Source organism: Bisbaumannia salifodinae, assembly GCF_055388505.1.
Genome location: NZ_AP043781.1, coordinates 374,857 through 390,858 on the forward strand (window position 1 = coordinate 374,857; position 16,002 = coordinate 390,858).

Here is a 16,002-nt window from a genome sequence, read left to right on the forward strand (position 1 = left end):
CGCCCGGCAAGTTCACCGGCAGCGAGCGAAGCAAGGGGGAACATTGAGATGCTGGACACGGAACTCTTACAAGAAGGCCTGGCCCTGATGGGCTTCGGCATGGGCTTCGTCTTCGTCTTCCTGACGTTGCTGGTCATCGCCACCACCCTGATGAGCCGGGTGGTCAATCGACTGGTGCCGGTTCCCGAGCCGAAGGCGGCGGCCGCGGCGCCGGCCCGGCAGGATGACGAGGAACTGCTGGCGGTGATGAGTGCCGCCGTGCACCGCTATCGCCGGCGTCATCGTCGCTAAGGCGAAACGCTTCGCACCGGGATTCGCCCTCCCGACTGTCACGCTTCGACTTCCAATCATAAGGACGACAAGGTCATGAGTCAGACCCAACGCCCGCTGGGCATCACCGATGTGGTGCTACGAGACGCTCATCAGTCACTGCTTGCCACCCGCATGCGCCTGGATGACATGCTGCCCATCGCCGAGAAGCTCGACCGGGTCGGCTTCTGGTCGGTGGAGTCCTGGGGGGGCGCCACCTATGACGCCTGTATTCGCTACCTGGGCGAGGATCCCTGGGAGCGCATCCGCGCCCTCAAGGAGGCGATGCCCAATACTCGCCAGCAGATGCTGCTGCGCGGCCAGAACCTGCTGGGCTATCGCCACTACGCCGACGACGTGGTGGACAAGTTCGTCGAGCGGGCGCGCACCAATGGCGTGGATGTCTTCCGGGTCTTCGATGCCATGAACGATCCGCGCAACCTGGAACGGGCCATCGCCGCGGTGCGCAAGGTGGAAGGTCATGCCCAGGGCACCCTCTCCTACACCGTCAGCCCGGTACATACCCTGGATGGCTGGGTCGAGCTCGGCAAGACCATCGCCGCCATGGGCGCCGACTCCCTGGCCATCAAGGACATGGCCGGCCTGCTCAAGCCCTACGACGCCTATGAGCTGGTCACCAAGCTCAAGGCCGCGGTGGACATCCCCATTCATATGCAGTGCCATGCCACCACCGGCATGTCCACCGCCACCGCCCTCAAGGCCGCCGAGGCGGGCATCGACAACGTCGACACCGCCATCTCCTCCCTGTCCATGACCTATGGCCACAGCCCCACCGAGTCGGTGGTGGCTATCCTCCAGGGTACCGAGCGCGACACCGGCCTCGACCTGGAGCTGCTCGAGGAGATCGCCGGCTACTTCCGCGAGGTGCGCAAGAAGTACGCCGCCTTCGAGGGCTCGTTGAAGGGCATCGACTCGCGCATCCTGGTCGCCCAGGTGCCCGGCGGCATGCTCACCAACATGGAGAGCCAGCTCAAGGAGCAGGGCGCCGGCGACAAGCTCGACGACGTCCTGGCCGAGATTCCCAAGGTGCGCGAGGACCTGGGCTTTATTCCCCTGGTCACCCCCACCTCCCAGATCGTCGGCACCCAGGCGGTGATGAACGTGATGATGGGTGAGCGCTACAAGTCGATCTCCAAGGAGGTCCAGGCGCTGCTCAAGGGCGAGTACGGTGCCGCCCCCGCCGCGTTCAACAAGGAGCTGCAGGCGCGGGTGCTGGAGGGCAAGGAGCCGATCACCTGCCGTCCGGCGGATCAGTTGGCGCCGGAGATGGAGCGCCTGGCCGCCGAGCTCAGGGACAAGGCCAAGGCCGAGGGTATCCGCCTGGCCGAGGGCGAGCGCGAGATCGACGATGTCCTGACCTATGCGCTCTTCCCGCAGATCGGCCTGAAGTTCCTCAAGAACCGCGACAACCCGGACGCCTTCGAGCCGGCGCCCCAGGCCGCGGACAACGGCGCTTCCCAAGTGCCGGCCAAGACCGAGGCCAAGGCGCCGGCCAGCGGCCCCGAGACCTATACCCTCACCGTCAACGGCAAGCAGTATGTCGTCGAGGTGGCCGAGGGGGGGCAGATTCAGCAGGTGCAGGCCCAGGGCGGTGCGCCTCAGGTGGTCGCTCCGTCCGCCCCGGCGGCACCCGCCGCCGGCAGCGGCGTGGCCATCGCCGCGCCCCTGGCCGGCAATATCTTCAAGGTCAACGTCAAGCCGGGGGATAGTGTCGCCGAGGGGGACGTGGTAATCATCCTCGAGGCGATGAAGATGGAGACCGAGGTGCGCGCCGCCAGCAGCGGCACCGTCGCCGAGGTCAAGGTCAAGGAAGGCGACAGCGTATCGGTCGGCGATACGCTGATCGTTCTCTAAGGGCATCATCATGGATAAGCTACTGACTCTCTGGTACGGCTCGGGGCTCTACAACCTGGGCCTGGGCCAAGTCGTGATGATCGCCATCGGACTGCTGCTGCTCTACCTGGCGATCTACAAGAAGTTCGAACCGCTGCTGTTGGTGCCCATCGGTTTCGGCGGCATCCTGGCCAATATCCCCGAGGCGGGCCTGGCGCTTTCGGCGCTGGATCAGGCTATCGAGGTGGCGCGGCCGGCGGTGCTCCAGGAGCTGGCCGCGGTCATGCAGGTGGGCCTGACCGGCAGCGACGTGGAGGCGTGGCGCACCACCCTCTATGGCGTTGCCCATGATGGCCTGCCGCCGGAGCTGGTGCGGGCCGCCACCGATATCGCCAAGGGCGCCGGCTACAGCAATGGCATGCTGTATCAGTTCTACAGCGTGGCCATCGCCTCCGGCGTGGCGCCCCTGGTGATCTTCATGGGGGTGGGGGCCATGACCGACTTCGGCCCCCTGCTGGCCAATCCGCGCACCCTCTTCCTGGGGGCCGCGGCCCAGTTCGGGATTTTCGCGACCCTGATGGGCGCCGTGGGGCTGACCGCCCTGGGGGTGATGGATTTCTCCCTCAACCAGGCCGCCGCCATCGGTATCATCGGTGGCGCCGACGGGCCCACCTCGATCTATGTGGCGAGCATCCTGGCGCCGGAGTTGCTGGGGGCCATCGCCGTGGCGGCCTACGCCTATATGGCGCTGGTGCCGCTGATCCAGCCGCCGATCATGCGTGCCCTGACCAGCGAGAAGGAGCGGGCCATCGCCATGAGCCAGCTGCGTCCGGTCTCCAAGCTGGAGAAGATCGTCTTCCCGATGGTGCTGCTGGTGCTGGTGGCGCTTTTCCTGCCGGATGCGGCGCCGCTGCTGGGGATGTTCTGCTTCGGCAACCTGATGCGCGAGTGTGGCGTGGTGGAGCGGCTCTCCGATACCGCCCAGAATGCCCTGATCAATATCGTCACCATCTTCCTGGGACTCTCGGTGGGCTCCAAGCTGGTGGCCAGCCAGTTCCTGGCGCTGGAGACCCTGGGCATCATGGGGTTGGGGATCGTGGCCTTCGGCATCGGTACCGCGGCGGGCATCCTGATGGCCAAGCTGCTGAATGCGGTCAGCAAGATACCGATCAATCCGCTGATCGGTTCGGCGGGGGTCTCGGCGGTGCCCATGGCGGCGCGGGTCTCCAACAAGGTGGGCCTGGAGGCCAACCCGCACAACTTCCTGCTGATGCATGCCATGGGGCCCAACGTGGCCGGGGTGATCGGCTCGGCGGTGGCCGCCGGCGTGATGATCAAGTACCTGGGCTAAGGCTTCGGCCGGCTCGCATGCTCTTCGATGGCGCCCCAAGGGGCGCCATCGTCGTTAGGGGGAGAGCTGGCTGACTGGAGACCTCTCCCGCGGCTTTCCTGGGGGCAGGTCTCGGCGGGGCGCTGTAAACCCCTCCCTGGGCGCTACCGATGCCCTGCTTCGCTCTCGCATCCTGCTCCGCTCGCAGGACCGGGGCTAACCCTCCATGGCCAGCCCGTTCGGAGCCGTGCTCCTCACCCCTGGCATAGGACCCCCGCCTCGACCTGCCCCCAGCGCCGCTCATCTCTCTGGTCATCCTTGTCTCGGGTTGGTGGCTGTGGCGTTGCTCCGGTAAGTGCGGGGCTGGCTAGCGAAGCGACGTCACCGGGACGCTGACGAGAAGCGAGCGACTAGCGCGGGATCGACAGGGATGTCGAGCCCAGGGGCGGCGAGAGGGACCTCGGTCCGGCCCGGCGCGTCAGTCGCGAGCGTATCGTCAGGGTTTCGTCCCGGTGAGGAGCGAGTCAGCCAACCCCGTTACCCGCTGCGGCGCGAGGCCTTAGGGATGGTCGAGCAGGCGCACATCGCCCTTGAGGCGGGCGCTGAGCGGGGTGATATCGACGGCCTCGCCCTGGGGCCAGCCCACGGTAAGGATGACCCCGTCGGCACCATAGTCGACGGCCTCGATGGGCACGTCTCGGCCCTCCAGCCAGTGCCGGGCCTCCGCCTCGCCGGCGAAGGCCACCGCCAGGCGCCGCGACTCCCGGGGGGTGAAAGTGCGGGTGGGCAGGGCCTCCAGGGCCTGGGCCACCGCCTGGGCATAGGCCCGGGCCAGGCCGCCGGTGCCCAGCTTGGTGCCGCCGAAGTAGCGGGTTACCACGCAGCCCACCTGGCCCAGGCCGCTGCCCTCCAGTACCTGGTACATGGGGCGGCCGGCGGTGCCGCCGGGTTCGCCGTCATCGGAAAAGCCGATGGCCTGCTGTTCGCCGGGTGGGCCGGCGATAAAGGCGCTGCAGTGATGGCTGGCATTGGGGTGCTGGCGCCGCGCCTCGGCGAGCAGGGCCTCGAAGTCGGCCGGGCTGGGCGCATGGCAGACCCAGGCGAGGAAGCGGCTCTTCTCCACCTCCAGCTCATGGGCCAGCCACTCATCCGCGGGCAGGTCGGGAACCGGGTAGCTCATCCATCCAGGCCCTGGCGCACCACGCCCATCACCAGGCCCAGCACCTGGACGTCGTCGTTCTTGAGGAAGATGGGGGCCATGCTCTCGTTGGCGGGCTGCAGGCGCACGCCGCGCTTCTCGATATAGAGCTTCTTCAAGGTGACCTCCTGGTCGTTGATCATCACCACGGCGGTTTCGCCATTCTCGGCGCTCTCCTGGCGCTCGATGATGATAACGTCGCCATCATGGATATTGCAGTCGATCATCGAATCGCCGCGCACCCGGAGGGCATAGGTATTGCGGCGTACCATGCGACTGGGCACATGGATGGCGCCGGCCTGATGGCAGGCCTCCATGGGCATCCCGGCGGCGACCTGGCCGAGCAGCGGGATCTCCACCAGGTCGCTGTCATCGAGGGCTTCCCAGGCGTCGGCCAGGGGCAGGTTGGGGCGGCGGTAGAGGTAGTGGGTGGCGACAGACTGCATGCTCCATCTCCCTTGCGAGGCGGCGCGAAGCCGGAAGGCCGGTTCACTGTAACTATTTACAGTAGTCTGAATCATAGCAAGGCCTGGCCAACTGGCAAGCGCCACCTTCGACCGAGTCGCGATGCGACCGGCTGACGCACGGCCCATGCTGGTCTGGGAAAGGCTTTCCATGTAAAGTGCGCGGCTGACCATCGACGCCGGGAGAGTGTGGTGAGCTTCCGCCTGCAAGGCTGCCAGTTGAGCTGTGAACGCGACGGGCGCGAGCTGTTTCGCGACCTGGATTTCGACGTCGAAGGCGGCCAGATCCTGCGTATCGAAGGACCCAATGGCAGTGGCAAGACCAGCCTGCTGAAGATTCTCTCCGGCCAGTTGCACGACTTCGACGGCGAGCTGCGCTGGTGCGATCAGCCGCTGGCCCGGGTGCGTGACCATTACCTGACCAACCTGCTCTACCTCGGCCATGCGCCGGGGGTCAAGGCGGCCCTGACGCCCCTGGAAAACCTCGCCTGGTACCAGGCCCTGGCCGGCGACGCCGGCAGCGAGGCGGCGCGCCTGACGGCCCTGGAGCGGGTCGGCCTGCTGGGCTTCGAGGATGTGCCGGCGGCCCAGCTGTCGGCGGGGCAGCAGCGCCGGGTGGCCCTGGCCCGCCTGGAGCTGACCCCGCGCCCCCTGTGGGTGCTGGACGAGCCCTTCACCGCCATCGACAAGCAGGGCGTCGAGGCCCTGGAGCAGCGGCTGCTGGCCCATGCCCGCCGCGGCGGCAGCGTGATCCTCACCACCCACCATGACCTGACGCCCCTGGGCGAGCTGCGGCGGATTCGCCTGGGCGAGGGAGGGCGCCATGTCATCCAGTAATACCCTCGATCGGCCCCTGGCGATCATGGAACCCCACGGCGGCCTCGGGGTCGCACTTATCGCGACCCTCAGGCGCGACCTGACCCTGATGCTGCGTCGGCGCAGCGAGGTGATGAACCCCCTGGCGTTCTTCGCCCTGGTGATCACCCTGTTTCCCCTGGGGCTCTCCCCGGATCCCGAGTTGCTGGCCACGGTGGCGCCGGGGCTGCTGTGGGTGGCGGCCCTGCTCGCGACCCTGCTGTCGCTGGATTCGCTGTTCCGTGCCGACTTCGAGGATGGCAGCCTCGAGCAACTGCTGCTGGCCCCCCAGCCCCTGGCCGCCATGGTGCTGGCCAAGGTGATGGTACACTGGCTGCTGACCGGCCTGCCCCTGGCGCTGATGGCGCCGGTGCTGGGCCTGATGCTGGGGCTGCCCGCGGGCAGTCATCTGATCCTGATGCTGGCCCTGGCCCTGGGCAGCGCCAGCCTCAGCCTGGTGGGCGCCATCGGCGCCGCCCTGACGGTAGGCCTGGCGCGGGGCGGGGTCTTGTTGTCGCTGCTGGTCTTGCCGCTCTATATCCCGGTGCTGATCTTCGGCGCCGGCGCCGTTCAGGCCGCCCTGCTGGGGGATGGGGTCGCCGCCCATCTGGCGATTCTCGGGGCCCTGCTGGCCCTGGCGGTGATGCTGGCGCCCTGGGCCATCGCCGCGGCGCTGCGCATCAGCGTCAACGGATAATTTTTTCGAGGGTTTCGACGCACATGTGGGCCTTTATTCATAAGCTCGGTTCGCCCAAATGGTTCTACGGTATCAGTGCGCGCCTGATGCCCTGGTTCTGGATCGCCGCCGCGGCCCTGATCCTGGTCGGCAGCGTCTGGGGCCTGGCCTTCGCCCCCGCCGATTACCAGCAGGGCAACAGCTTCCGCATCATCTATGTGCATGTGCCGGCGGCCTTCCTGGCCCAGTCGATCTTCGTCAGCATGGCGATCGCGGGACTGGTGTTCATGGTCTGGAAGATCAAGGTGGCGGACATGGCGGCGGCGGTGATGGCGCCGCTGGGGGCGGCCATGACCTTTATCGCGCTCTTCTCCGGCGGCGTCTGGGGCATCCCCACCTGGGGCACCTGGTGGATGTGGGATGCGCGCCTCACCGCCATGCTGATCCTGCTGTTCCTCTATATCGGCGTCATCGCCCTGCGCGGTGCCTTCGCCAGCCGTGACAGCGGCTCCCGGGCCGCCTCGGTGCTGGCCATGGTGGGGGTGATCAATATCCCCATCATCAAGTACTCGGTGGACTGGTGGTACACCCTCCACCAGCCCGCCTCCTTCACCATCACCTCGCGCCCCGCCATGCCGCTGGAGATGTGGGCGCCGCTGCTGCTGATGGTGCTGGGCTTCTACTGCTTCTTCATCGCCCTGACCCTGATGCGCACCCGCAACGAGATCCTGCGTCGCGAATCCAACAAGCGCTGGGTGCGGGCGCTGGCCGAGGAGACGCCCTAATGGCCTTCGATAGCTTTCAGGACTTCCTGGCCATGGGCGGCCATGCCCCTTATGTCTGGACCGCCTGGGCCCTGACCGCCGTGTTGCTGGTGGGCAGCGTGCTGTACGCCCGTGCCGAGCGCCGCCAGCTGCTGCGAGAACTCAAGCGGCGTGCCCGGCGGGAGCGCCGGGCGGCCCGCGAAACCGATGTCGAGGAAGGTGCATGAACCCGAAGCGTAAGCAGAAACTGTTCGTCATCCTGGGCCTGGTGTCGCTGGCGGCCATCGCCATCGGCCTGACCCTCTATGCCCTGCGCTCCAATATCAACCTGTTCTTCAGCCCCATCCAGATCGCCGCCGGCGAAGCCCCCATCGATCGCCAGATTCGCGCCGGCGGCATGGTCAAGGAGGGCAGCGTGGCGCGCAACCGCGATAGCCTCGACGTGGAGTTCGTGGTCACCGACTTCGTCGAGGACCTGGAAGTGCACTACAGCGGCATCCTCCCCGACCTGTTCCGCGAAGGCCAGGGCGTGGTGGTGGTGGGGCGCCTCACCGACGAGGGGGTGCTGCGCGCCGACGATGTCCTGGCCCGCCACGACGAGAACTATATGCCCACCGAAGTGGCCGAGGCCCTGGAGGCCGCCGGCTACTCGCCCGCCGACTACGGCGTGAAGATCGATTGAGGCCACCGGAGTCACCATGCTGATCCAGATGATCCCCGAAATCGGCCACTTCGCCCTGGCCCTGGCCCTGCTGATGGCCCTGGTGCAGGCGGTGATGCCGCTGGCCGGGGCGGCGACCCGCCGCCCGCTGTGGATGGCCTATGCCCGCCCCATGGCCGGCGGCCAGTTCGCCTTCGTCTTGCTGGCCTTCCTGTGCCTTTCCGCCAGCTACCTGCTCGACGACTTCAGCGTCGCCAACGTGGCCAACAACTCCAACTCCCTGCTGCCCTGGTACTACAAGGTCAGCGCCGTCTGGGGCAATCACGAGGGCTCGATGCTGTTGTGGGTCCTGATGCTGGCCGCTTGGGGCTTCGCCGTGTCGCGTTTCTCCCGCAACCTGCCCGAGGCGATGCTGGCCCGGGTGCTGGGGGTCATGGGCACGATCAGCATCGGCTTCCTGGCCTTTATCCTGATCACCTCCAACCCCTTCGAGCGGCTGCTACCCAACATGCCCGGCGATGGCGCCGACCTCAACCCGCTGCTCCAGGACTTCGGGCTGATCATTCACCCGCCGACCCTCTATATGGGCTATGTGGGCTTCTCGGTGGTCTTCGCCTTCGCCATCGCCGCCCTGCTGGGCGGCCGCCTGGATGCCGCCTGGACCCGCTGGGCGCGGCCCTGGACCAATATCGCCTGGGCCTTCCTCACCGTGGGGATCGCCCTGGGTAGCTGGTGGGCCTATTACGAGCTGGGCTGGGGGGGCTGGTGGTTCTGGGACCCGGTGGAGAACGCCTCCCTGCTGCCCTGGCTGGCGGGCACGGCGCTGATCCACTCCCTGGCGGTGACCGAGAAGCGTGGTGCCTTCAAGAGCTGGACGGTGCTGCTGGCCATCACCACCTTCTCGCTGTCGCTGCTGGGCACCTTCCTGGTGCGCTCCGGGGTGCTCACCTCGGTGCACGCCTTCGCTAATGACCCCAGCCGCGGCTTCTTTATCCTCGCCCTGCTGGGGGTCACCGTGGGCCTGTCGCTGCTGATCTTCGCCCTGCGCGCGCCGCGGGTCAGCCATGCGGTGGGCTTCCACTGGATGTCCCGGGACGCCCTGCTGCTGATCAACAATATCCTGCTGGTGATCATGACCGTCACCGTGCTGCTGGGCACCGTCTATCCGCTGCTGCTGGACGCCCTGGGGCTGGGCAAGATCAGCGTGGGCCCGCCTTACTTCAACGCCCTCTTCGTGCCGCTGACCGTGGTGCTCTGCCTGTTCATGGGGCTGGGGCCGGTGTCCCGCTGGAAGCGCATGGCGGGGCGTGAGCTGGGGCGGCGCCTGGCGCTCTCGGGCCTCGCCGCCCTGGTGATCGGGATCCTGGCGCCGCTGCTCTATGGCGGCGAGTGGAACCTCTGGGTCAGCCTGGGGCTGGTCAGCGCCCTGTGGCTGGTGCTGCCGATCCTCCGCGACCTCTACGACAAGAGCCGCAAGGCCTCGTCGTGGCTGGCCGCCCTCAGGCGGCAGTCGCTGGCCTACTGGGGCATGGTGCTGGGGCATATCGGCGTGGCGGTGACCATCGTCGGGGTCGCCGTGGTCTCCAATTACAGCGTGGAACGCAATGTCCGCCTGGCCCCCGGCGACAGCGTCCAGGTGGCCGGCTACGAGTTCACCATGACCGAGCTGCGGTCCCGGCGCGGCCCCAATTTCCTGGCCGATACCGCCATCATCGCGGTGAACCGAGAGGGCCGCTCCCGCGGCTTCACCATGGCGCCGGAGAAGCGCATCTATATCGCCCGGGGCATGCCCATGACCCAGGTGGCGCTGCGCCCCGGCCTGTTCCGCGATCTCTATGTGGCCATGGGCGAGGACCTGGAGGACGGCAGCTGGGCCATGCGCATCCAGTACAAGCCCTTCGTGCGCTGGCTATGGCTGGGCGGCCTGCTGATGGCCGCCGGGGGCGTGCTGGCGGTGGCGGATCGCCGCTATCGCAGCCGCCGCCGTAGCGAGGAGGAGGCCACCGTGTCCCGCGCCTCCCGGGAGGCTGCCGTATGAAGCGTCGCCTGATCCTGCTGGTGCCCCTGCTGGGGTTCCTGGTGCTGTCGATCTTCCTCTATCGCGGCCTCTCCCTGAACCCCGCCCATCGCGACTCGGCGCTGCTGGCCCGGGATTTCCCCGCCTTCGAGGCGGCCACCCTGGAGGACCCCGAGCGGCGCGTCGACCGCTCCCTGCTGGAGGGCCAGGTGACCCTGGTCAATGTGTGGGGCGAGTGGTGCCCGACCTGCAAGCAGGAGATGCCGCAGTTGCTCGACCTGGCGGAGCGTGGCATCCGCCTGGTGGGCATCGACTACAAGGATACCCGCGAGAAGGGACTGGAGTTCCTGGAGGAGTTCGGCAACCCCTTCGAGGTCAATATCTTCGACCCGGACGGCGAGCTCGGCTTCGAGCTCGGCGTCTATGGCGCCCCCGAGACCTTCCTGGTGGATCGCGACGGCATCATTCGCTACCACCACACCGGCTATATCACGCCGGAGGACGTGCGTGAGGTGATTCTTCCGGAGGTGCAGAAATGGCAGTGATGCGTTCCCTGGCCCTGTTGCTGGCGCTGCTGCTGGGCGGTGGCCTGGCCTGGGCCGGCGCCATCGAGACCCGGGAGTTCGATGACCCGGTGCTGGAGCAGCGTTACCACAGCCTGACCGCCTCGCTGCGCTGCCCGCTATGCCAGAACCAGGCCATCGACGATTCCGATGCCCCGGTCTCCGCCGATATGCGCGAGCGGGTCTATGTGCTGCTGATGGACGGTCGCTCGGATATCGAGATCCTCGGCCATATGACCGAACGCTTCGGCGACTATGTGCTCTATAACCCGCGCCTGGAAGGCCGCACCTACCTGCTGTGGGGCCTGCCCGGCGCCCTGGTGGTGCTGGGTGGCCTGCTGGTGGTGCTGGTGGTTCGAGCGCGGCGCAATGCCTCCGCCCGGCGCCTCAACGCCGACGAGCGCGCCCGCCTCGATGCCCTGATCAACCGCGAGAGGTCAGAATGACGTTACTCTGGATCGCCTTTGCGCTGCTGCTGGTACCGGCCCTGTGGCTGCTCAGCCAACCCCTGCGCCGGGCCGCCTCGGTGCATGCCGCCCAGCGTGACTTCGAGGAGAACGACCGCTCCGCCGAGCAGAACGTGGCCATCTTCCGTCGTCGCCTGGCCTCCCTGGAGGAGGCCCGGGAGCGTGGCGAGATCGACGCCGAGCGCTTCGCGGAGGACAAGCTGGAACTGGAGCGCAGCCTGCTGGAGGATACCGCCAACCTGGCGCCGCGCCCCCTCAAGGCGGCGCTGTCTGGCCGCCCGGCGGTACCGCTGGTGATGGTGGCGGTGGTGATCGCCGCCGTGGCCTGGTACCAGCAGGAAGGCGAGGAGGATAACCTAGCCCTCTATGCCGCCATCCAGGAGGTTCGCCAGGCCCCCGAGGCCTCGGCGGGCGTGATGATCCAGCGCCTCGAGCAGGAAGCGGCCCGCCAGCCGGATAACCCCAATGTGTGGATGACCCTCTATCCCCTCTATCGGGATACCGGTCAGGGGGAGGCGGCGATCCGTGCCCTGGAGCGGCTGATCGAGCTGGAAGGCCGCCAGGTGACGCTGGTCGCCCAACTGGCCCAGATCGAGTTCTTCGTCGCCAACCGCAGCCTCACTGAGGAGGTCCAGGCGCTGGTGGACGAGGTGCTCGAGCGGGATCCTCGCCAACCCACGGTGCTGGGCATGCTGGGTATCGCCGCCTTCGACCGCGGCCGCTACGAGGAGGCCATCGACCACTGGCGCCGCGCCGTGGCGGGCTTCGAGGACCCGGCCTCCGCCGATGCCCTGCGCCAGGGCATCGCCGTGGCCCAGGAACGCCTGGGCGCCTCCCAGGACGAGATCGACGCCACCCTGGCCGCGGGGCCGGGACTCAATGTGCGTATCTCCCTCGACGAGGGCCTGGGCGAGGGGCTCGACGAGGAGGCCGCGGTCTTCGTGGTGGCCCGGGACGTCGACGGCGAGCTGCCGCCCCTGGCGGTGGCCCGGCTCAGCGTCGCCGACCTGCCCGCCACCCTGCGCCTCAGCGATGCCAACGCCATGAGTCCCCAGGCGCGTCTCTCCCAGGTGTCGGAGGCGCGGCTGCTGGTGCGGGTCTCCCGCAGCGGCCAGGCCACCCCCCAGGCCGGCGACCTCCTCGGTGACCACGCCGCGGTGGCCCTGCAGGACGCCGACGCCGAGCCCATCGAGGTCCGCATCGACCGTATCGTCGACTAGCCGCCAACCAGGGACGGGTTATGCGCCTCACTTCCATCAAGCTGGTCGGCTTCAAGTCCTTCGTCGACCCCGTGACCGTGCCCTTCGATGGCAACATGACCGCCATCGTCGGGCCCAACGGCTGCGGCAAGTCCAATATCATCGACGCGGTGCGCTGGGTGATGGGGGAGTCCTCCGCCAAGACCCTGCGCGGCGAGTCCATGGCCGACGTCATCTTCAACGGCTCCACCGGGCGCAAGCCAGTGGGCCAGGCCGCTATCGAGCTGCGCTTCGATAACCGCGACGGCGGCCTCGGCGGCGCCTATGCCCAGTACGCCGAGATCTCGGTGAAGCGCCAGGTGACCCGGGACGGCCAGTCCGGCTACTTCTTCAACGGCCAGAAATGCCGGCGTCGCGATATCGCCGACCTCTTCATGGGCACCGGCCTGGGGCCCCGCTCCTACGCCATCATCGGCCAGGGCATGATCTCGCGGCTGATCGAGGCGCGTCCCGAGGAGCTGCGTTCCACCCTGGAGGAGGCCGCCGGCATCTCCAAGTACAAGGAGCGCCGCCGCGAGACCGAGAACCGCATGCGCCGCACCCAGGAGAACCTGGAGCGCCTGGACGATATCCGCGAGGAGCTCGACAAGCAGCTCGAGCGCCTCAAGCGCCAGGCCGAGGCGGCGCGCCGCTACCGTCAGCTCAAGGAGCAGGAGCACCGCCTCAAGGGCGAGCTGGCGCTGCTGCGCGGCCGCGCCCTGCGTGCCGAGCAGGGCGAGCAGGAGCACCGGGTCCGCGACCTGGAGACCGCCGTGGAGCGGGAGCTGCTGGGCCAGCGCCAGTGCGAGTCGCGGCTCGAGGAGGCGCGGGTCGAGCACGACCGCCTGGCCGAGGAGCTGGAGGGCCACCAGGCGCGCTTCTACGAGAGTACCGCCGCCGTGGCGCGCATCGAGCAGAGCCTGGAACATGCCCGCGGCCGCGAGGCCCAACTGGCCCGGGACCTGGAGAGCGCCCGCCGCGAGCTGGCCGACCTGGACCGCCTGGGCGAGGCGGATGGCGAGCGCCTGGCCGCGGTGGACGAGCGCCTGGAGACCCTGGGCCCCGAGCAGGAGGAGGTGGCCGAACGACTCGCCGAGCTGGAGGCCGCCCTGGAGGAGGCCGAGGGCGAGGCCCTTGAGGCCGGCGAGCGCTGGGAGGCCTTCAACGACGCCTACCGGGAGGCGAGCCGCGAGGCGGAGCGTGCCCAGGATCGCATCAAGACCCTGGAGCAGGCCCTGGCCGGCATCGCCAATGAGCGCCAGCGCCGCCTCCAGCAGCGCGACGAGCTGCCCGGCCTGGCCGAGCTGCGGGCCCAGCGGGACGAGCTCGCCGAGCAACTGGCGGAGGCCGACCTGGCCCAGGAGAGCCAGGAGACGCGTCGTGAGTCGCTGCAGGGCGAGCGTCAGGTCATCCGCGAACGCCTCGCCGAGCGCGAGAGCGAGCGCGAGACCCTGCGCCAGCAGCGCAGTCGCCTGGAGGGCGAGCTGGCCTCCCTGGAGGCCTTGATCGCCGCCGCCCTGACCGACGACGACCAGGCCCTGGAGCAGCACCTGACGAGCCACGGCCTGGCCGCGGCGCCGCGCCTGGGCGAGCGACTCCAGGTGGCGGCGGGCTGGGAGGAGAGCCTGGCCTGGGTGTTGGCGCCCTGGCTCAATGCCCGCCTGGTCCCCTTGGAGGGGGGGCGCGAGGTGCTGGGCGGCCTGGTAGAGGGCGAGCTGGTGTTGCTCGACCCCGACACCGGCCCGACAGACGGCGAGGCCGACAGCCTGGCGGCCCGGGTCGAGGGCGCCGGCCCCCTGCAGGCGCTGCTGGCCGGCATCCGCTGCGTCGCCGATCAGGCCGAGGCCTGGCGGCGCCAGGCGAGCCTGGCCCCCGGCGAGAGCCTGATCAGCGCCGATGGCCTCTGGCTGGGTCGCGGCTGGGCGCGGCGTCGCGGCGCCCAGGCCGGGGGCGATGGCCTGCTGCTCAACCGTCGCCGCCGGGACGAGGTGGCCGAGTCCCTGGCCCAGGCCGGCGAGCGCCTGGAGGCCCTGGAGGCGGAACTCGCCGAGCTCAAGGAGCAGGAAGGCGACCTGGAGCAGGCCCTGGAGCGTTGCCGCGAGGACGAGCGGGAGCAGCAGGGGCGGCGCCAGCAGCTGGCCCTGGCCGAGGCCAACCTGGCCAGCCGCCTGGAGCACCTGGCCAGCCGCGCCGAGGAACTGGACGAGGAACTGGCGCGGCTCGCCGAGCGTCACGAAGAGAGCGAGCTGACCCTGGAGGAGGCCCGGGAGGCCTGGCAGCAGGCCATGGCGCGCCTCGAGGCCCAGAGCGAGACCCGCGAGACCCGGGACCGCCAGCGCCGCGAGGCCGCCGAGCGCCTGGCCCAGCTGCGCGGTCGCCAGCGCCCCCTGGCGGAGCGCGCCCAGCAGCTGGCCCTGGAACACCAGCGGCTGACCACCGAGCGGGCCGGCCTGGCCCAGCAGCAGGGCCGCGGCGAGGAGGCCCGGGCCCGCCTGGAGGAGAAGTGTGCCGAGCTGGAGGAGCAGCGCGAGATGCTCCGCGAGCCGGAGGAGGAGCATCGCGAGCGCCTCGACGAGCTGTTGCATGAACGCGACAAGGCGGAACGCGCCCTCAACGCCTGCCGCAACCAGGCCGCCGCCCTGGGCGAACGGCTGCGCGAGGACGAGCTGGCCCGCCAGGCCCACGAGCGCAACCTCGAAGGGGTCCGCGAGCGCCTCCAGGAGGCGCGGCTGCAGGGCCAGGCCCTGGCCATGAAGGCCGAGGCCCAGGACGAGCAGCTCGCCGAGCTGGGCCACGATGTCGCCACCCTGGAGGCCGGGCTCGATCCCAACGCCACCGAATCCGCCTGGCAGGCCAACCTGGAGGCCACCGCCGAGCGGATCCGCCGCCTGGGGGCCATCAACCTGGCCGCCATCGAGGAGTACGAGCAGCAGGCCGAGCGCCGCGACTACCTGGAGGCCCAGCACGCCGAACTGAGCGAGGCCCTGGAGACCCTGGATCGGGCGATCCGCAAGATCGACCAGGAAACCCGCACCCGATTCAAGCAGACCTTCGATCAGGTCAACGAGGGGCTACAGACCCTTTTTCCCAAGGTCTTCGGCGGCGGGACCGCATGGTTGACGCTCACCGGCGACGATTTGCTGGAGACCGGGGTGGCCATCATGGCACGCCCCCCGGGCAAGAAGAACAGCACCATTCATCTGCTCTCCGGGGGCGAAAAGGCCCTGACTGCCCTGTCGCTGGTCTTCGCCATCTTCCAGCTCAATCCGGCGCCCTTCTGTATGCTCGATGAGGTGGATGCTCCCCTGGATGATGCTAACGTGGGGCGCTACGCCAAGCTGGTAAAGGAGATGTCGGAGTGGGTACAGTTCATCTATATCACCCATAACAAGATCGCCATGGAGGCAGCGGATCGCCTTATGGGGGTGACCATGCAAGAGCCGGGCGTCTCGCGACTGGTATCCGTGGGCGTGGAAGAGGCCGCGGTGCTGGCGGAGGCGTGATGATTCCGGTGGCTGGTGTCGCAAGATGGGGACGGATAGGCTCCCCTCGATCAGGGAATAAGAAGGGGCGATTGCACGGGGCCGGGTCAATACTTGACATTCA

The 16,002-nt window shown here is 68.6% G+C and carries 15 protein-coding genes; 13 read left to right on the forward strand and 2 right to left on the reverse strand.

Annotation, left to right across the window (positions count from 1 at the left end; genetic code table 11):
* The first annotated feature begins 48 nt into the window (after positions 1–48).
* The 3 genes from ACZ5EF_RS01800 (at position 49) to ACZ5EF_RS01810 (ending at position 3,514) form a co-directional block, all read left to right on the forward strand.
* A complete protein-coding gene (locus ACZ5EF_RS01800) occupies positions 49–291 on the forward strand; it encodes an OadG family protein (protein ID WP_346062763.1) in 243 nt (80 codons plus the stop codon).
* 75 nt (positions 292–366) lie between these two features.
* Positions 367–2,184, forward strand: a complete 1,818-nt coding sequence (gene oadA, locus ACZ5EF_RS01805) for a sodium-extruding oxaloacetate decarboxylase subunit alpha (RefSeq protein ID WP_346062762.1) — start codon at positions 367–369, stop codon at positions 2,182–2,184.
* 10 nt (positions 2,185–2,194) lie between these two features.
* Positions 2,195–3,514 (forward strand): sodium ion-translocating decarboxylase subunit beta, encoded by a 1,320-nt coding sequence (locus ACZ5EF_RS01810; RefSeq protein ID WP_346062761.1) that lies wholly within the window; start codon positions 2,195–2,197, stop codon positions 3,512–3,514.
* 538 nt (positions 3,515–4,052) lie between these two features.
* Here the strand turns inward: ACZ5EF_RS01810 and ACZ5EF_RS01815 are convergent.
* Positions 4,053–4,673 (reverse strand): IMPACT family protein, encoded by a 621-nt coding sequence (locus tag ACZ5EF_RS01815; RefSeq protein WP_346062760.1) that lies wholly within the window; start codon positions 4,671–4,673, stop codon positions 4,053–4,055.
* On the reverse strand, positions 4,670–5,137 hold the full coding sequence (gene lexA, locus ACZ5EF_RS01820; protein ID WP_346062759.1) for a transcriptional repressor LexA: 468 nt from the start codon (positions 5,135–5,137) through the stop codon (positions 4,670–4,672). Before lexA ends, ACZ5EF_RS01815 begins: the two co-directional genes overlap by 4 nt.
* Before the next feature lie 210 nt (positions 5,138–5,347).
* Between lexA and ccmA the strand changes: the two genes are divergently transcribed.
* From ccmA to smc, 10 genes are read left to right on the forward strand one after another with little or no spacing between them, the layout of a single operon-like run.
* Positions 5,348–5,992 carry a cytochrome c biogenesis heme-transporting ATPase CcmA gene (gene ccmA, locus ACZ5EF_RS01825; protein ID WP_346062758.1) on the forward strand — a complete coding sequence of 215 codons (645 nt, stop codon included), beginning with the start codon at positions 5,348–5,350 and terminating at the stop codon, positions 5,990–5,992.
* Positions 5,979–6,707 (forward strand): heme exporter protein CcmB, encoded by a 729-nt coding sequence (ccmB, locus tag ACZ5EF_RS01830; RefSeq protein WP_346062757.1) that lies wholly within the window; start codon positions 5,979–5,981, stop codon positions 6,705–6,707. The genes ccmA and ccmB overlap by 14 nt, the downstream gene beginning before the upstream one ends.
* A gap of 23 nt (positions 6,708–6,730) precedes the next feature.
* Entirely contained in the window at positions 6,731–7,471 is a 741-nt protein-coding gene (locus ACZ5EF_RS01835) for a heme ABC transporter permease (protein ID WP_346062756.1), read from the forward strand.
* Complete coding sequence (gene ccmD / locus ACZ5EF_RS01840) at positions 7,471–7,677, forward strand: heme exporter protein CcmD (protein ID WP_346062755.1); 207 nt, start codon at positions 7,471–7,473, stop codon at positions 7,675–7,677. Before ACZ5EF_RS01835 ends, ccmD begins: the two co-directional genes overlap by 1 nt.
* Positions 7,674–8,132 carry a cytochrome c maturation protein CcmE gene (gene ccmE / locus ACZ5EF_RS01845; protein ID WP_346062754.1) on the forward strand — a complete coding sequence of 153 codons (459 nt, stop codon included), beginning with the start codon at positions 7,674–7,676 and terminating at the stop codon, positions 8,130–8,132. The genes ccmD and ccmE overlap by 4 nt, the downstream gene beginning before the upstream one ends.
* Positions 8,133–8,148: 16 nt before the next feature.
* Positions 8,149–10,149 (forward strand): heme lyase CcmF/NrfE family subunit, encoded by a 2,001-nt coding sequence (locus ACZ5EF_RS01850; RefSeq protein ID WP_346062753.1) that lies wholly within the window; start codon positions 8,149–8,151, stop codon positions 10,147–10,149.
* Positions 10,146–10,673 (forward strand): DsbE family thiol:disulfide interchange protein, encoded by a 528-nt coding sequence (locus ACZ5EF_RS01855; RefSeq protein ID WP_346062752.1) that lies wholly within the window; start codon positions 10,146–10,148, stop codon positions 10,671–10,673. The genes ACZ5EF_RS01850 and ACZ5EF_RS01855 overlap by 4 nt, the downstream gene beginning before the upstream one ends.
* A complete protein-coding gene (locus ACZ5EF_RS01860) occupies positions 10,664–11,137 on the forward strand; it encodes a cytochrome c-type biogenesis protein (protein WP_346062751.1) in 474 nt (157 codons plus the stop codon). The genes ACZ5EF_RS01855 and ACZ5EF_RS01860 overlap by 10 nt, the downstream gene beginning before the upstream one ends.
* Complete coding sequence (gene ccmI, locus ACZ5EF_RS01865; protein ID WP_346062750.1) at positions 11,134–12,378, forward strand: c-type cytochrome biogenesis protein CcmI; 1,245 nt, start codon at positions 11,134–11,136, stop codon at positions 12,376–12,378. Before ACZ5EF_RS01860 ends, ccmI begins: the two co-directional genes overlap by 4 nt.
* A gap of 20 nt (positions 12,379–12,398) precedes the next feature.
* Positions 12,399–15,899, forward strand: a complete 3,501-nt coding sequence (smc, locus tag ACZ5EF_RS01870) for a chromosome segregation protein SMC (RefSeq protein WP_346062749.1) — start codon at positions 12,399–12,401, stop codon at positions 15,897–15,899.
* The last annotated feature ends 103 nt before the right edge of the window (positions 15,900–16,002 follow it).

Excerpts from the sequence above, each read along its gene's own strand:
- ACZ5EF_RS01855 (WP_346062752.1), top strand. The coding sequence starts at position 10,146 with ATGAAGCGTCGCCTGATCCTGCTGGTGCCCCTGCTGGGGTTCCTGGTG.
- ACZ5EF_RS01815 (WP_346062760.1), bottom strand. The coding sequence starts at position 4,673 with ATGAGCTACCCGGTTCCCGACCTGCCCGCGGATGAGTGGCTGGCCCAT.
- ACZ5EF_RS01850 (WP_346062753.1), top strand. The coding sequence starts at position 8,149 with ATGCTGATCCAGATGATCCCCGAAATCGGCCACTTCGCCCTGGCCCTG.
- ACZ5EF_RS01810 (WP_346062761.1), top strand. The coding sequence starts at position 2,195 with ATGGATAAGCTACTGACTCTCTGGTACGGCTCGGGGCTCTACAACCTG.
- ccmE (WP_346062754.1), top strand. The coding sequence starts at position 7,674 with ATGAACCCGAAGCGTAAGCAGAAACTGTTCGTCATCCTGGGCCTGGTG.
- oadA (WP_346062762.1), top strand. The coding sequence starts at position 367 with ATGAGTCAGACCCAACGCCCGCTGGGCATCACCGATGTGGTGCTACGA.
- ACZ5EF_RS01835 (WP_346062756.1), top strand. The coding sequence starts at position 6,731 with ATGTGGGCCTTTATTCATAAGCTCGGTTCGCCCAAATGGTTCTACGGT.
- smc (WP_346062749.1), top strand. The coding sequence starts at position 12,399 with ATGCGCCTCACTTCCATCAAGCTGGTCGGCTTCAAGTCCTTCGTCGAC.
- ccmI (WP_346062750.1), top strand. The coding sequence starts at position 11,134 with ATGACGTTACTCTGGATCGCCTTTGCGCTGCTGCTGGTACCGGCCCTG.
- ccmB (WP_346062757.1), top strand. The coding sequence starts at position 5,979 with ATGTCATCCAGTAATACCCTCGATCGGCCCCTGGCGATCATGGAACCC.
- ACZ5EF_RS01860 (WP_346062751.1), top strand. The coding sequence starts at position 10,664 with ATGGCAGTGATGCGTTCCCTGGCCCTGTTGCTGGCGCTGCTGCTGGGC.
- ACZ5EF_RS01800 (WP_346062763.1), top strand. The coding sequence starts at position 49 with ATGCTGGACACGGAACTCTTACAAGAAGGCCTGGCCCTGATGGGCTTC.
- ccmD (WP_346062755.1), top strand. The coding sequence starts at position 7,471 with ATGGCCTTCGATAGCTTTCAGGACTTCCTGGCCATGGGCGGCCATGCC.
- lexA (WP_346062759.1), bottom strand. The coding sequence starts at position 5,137 with ATGCAGTCTGTCGCCACCCACTACCTCTACCGCCGCCCCAACCTGCCC.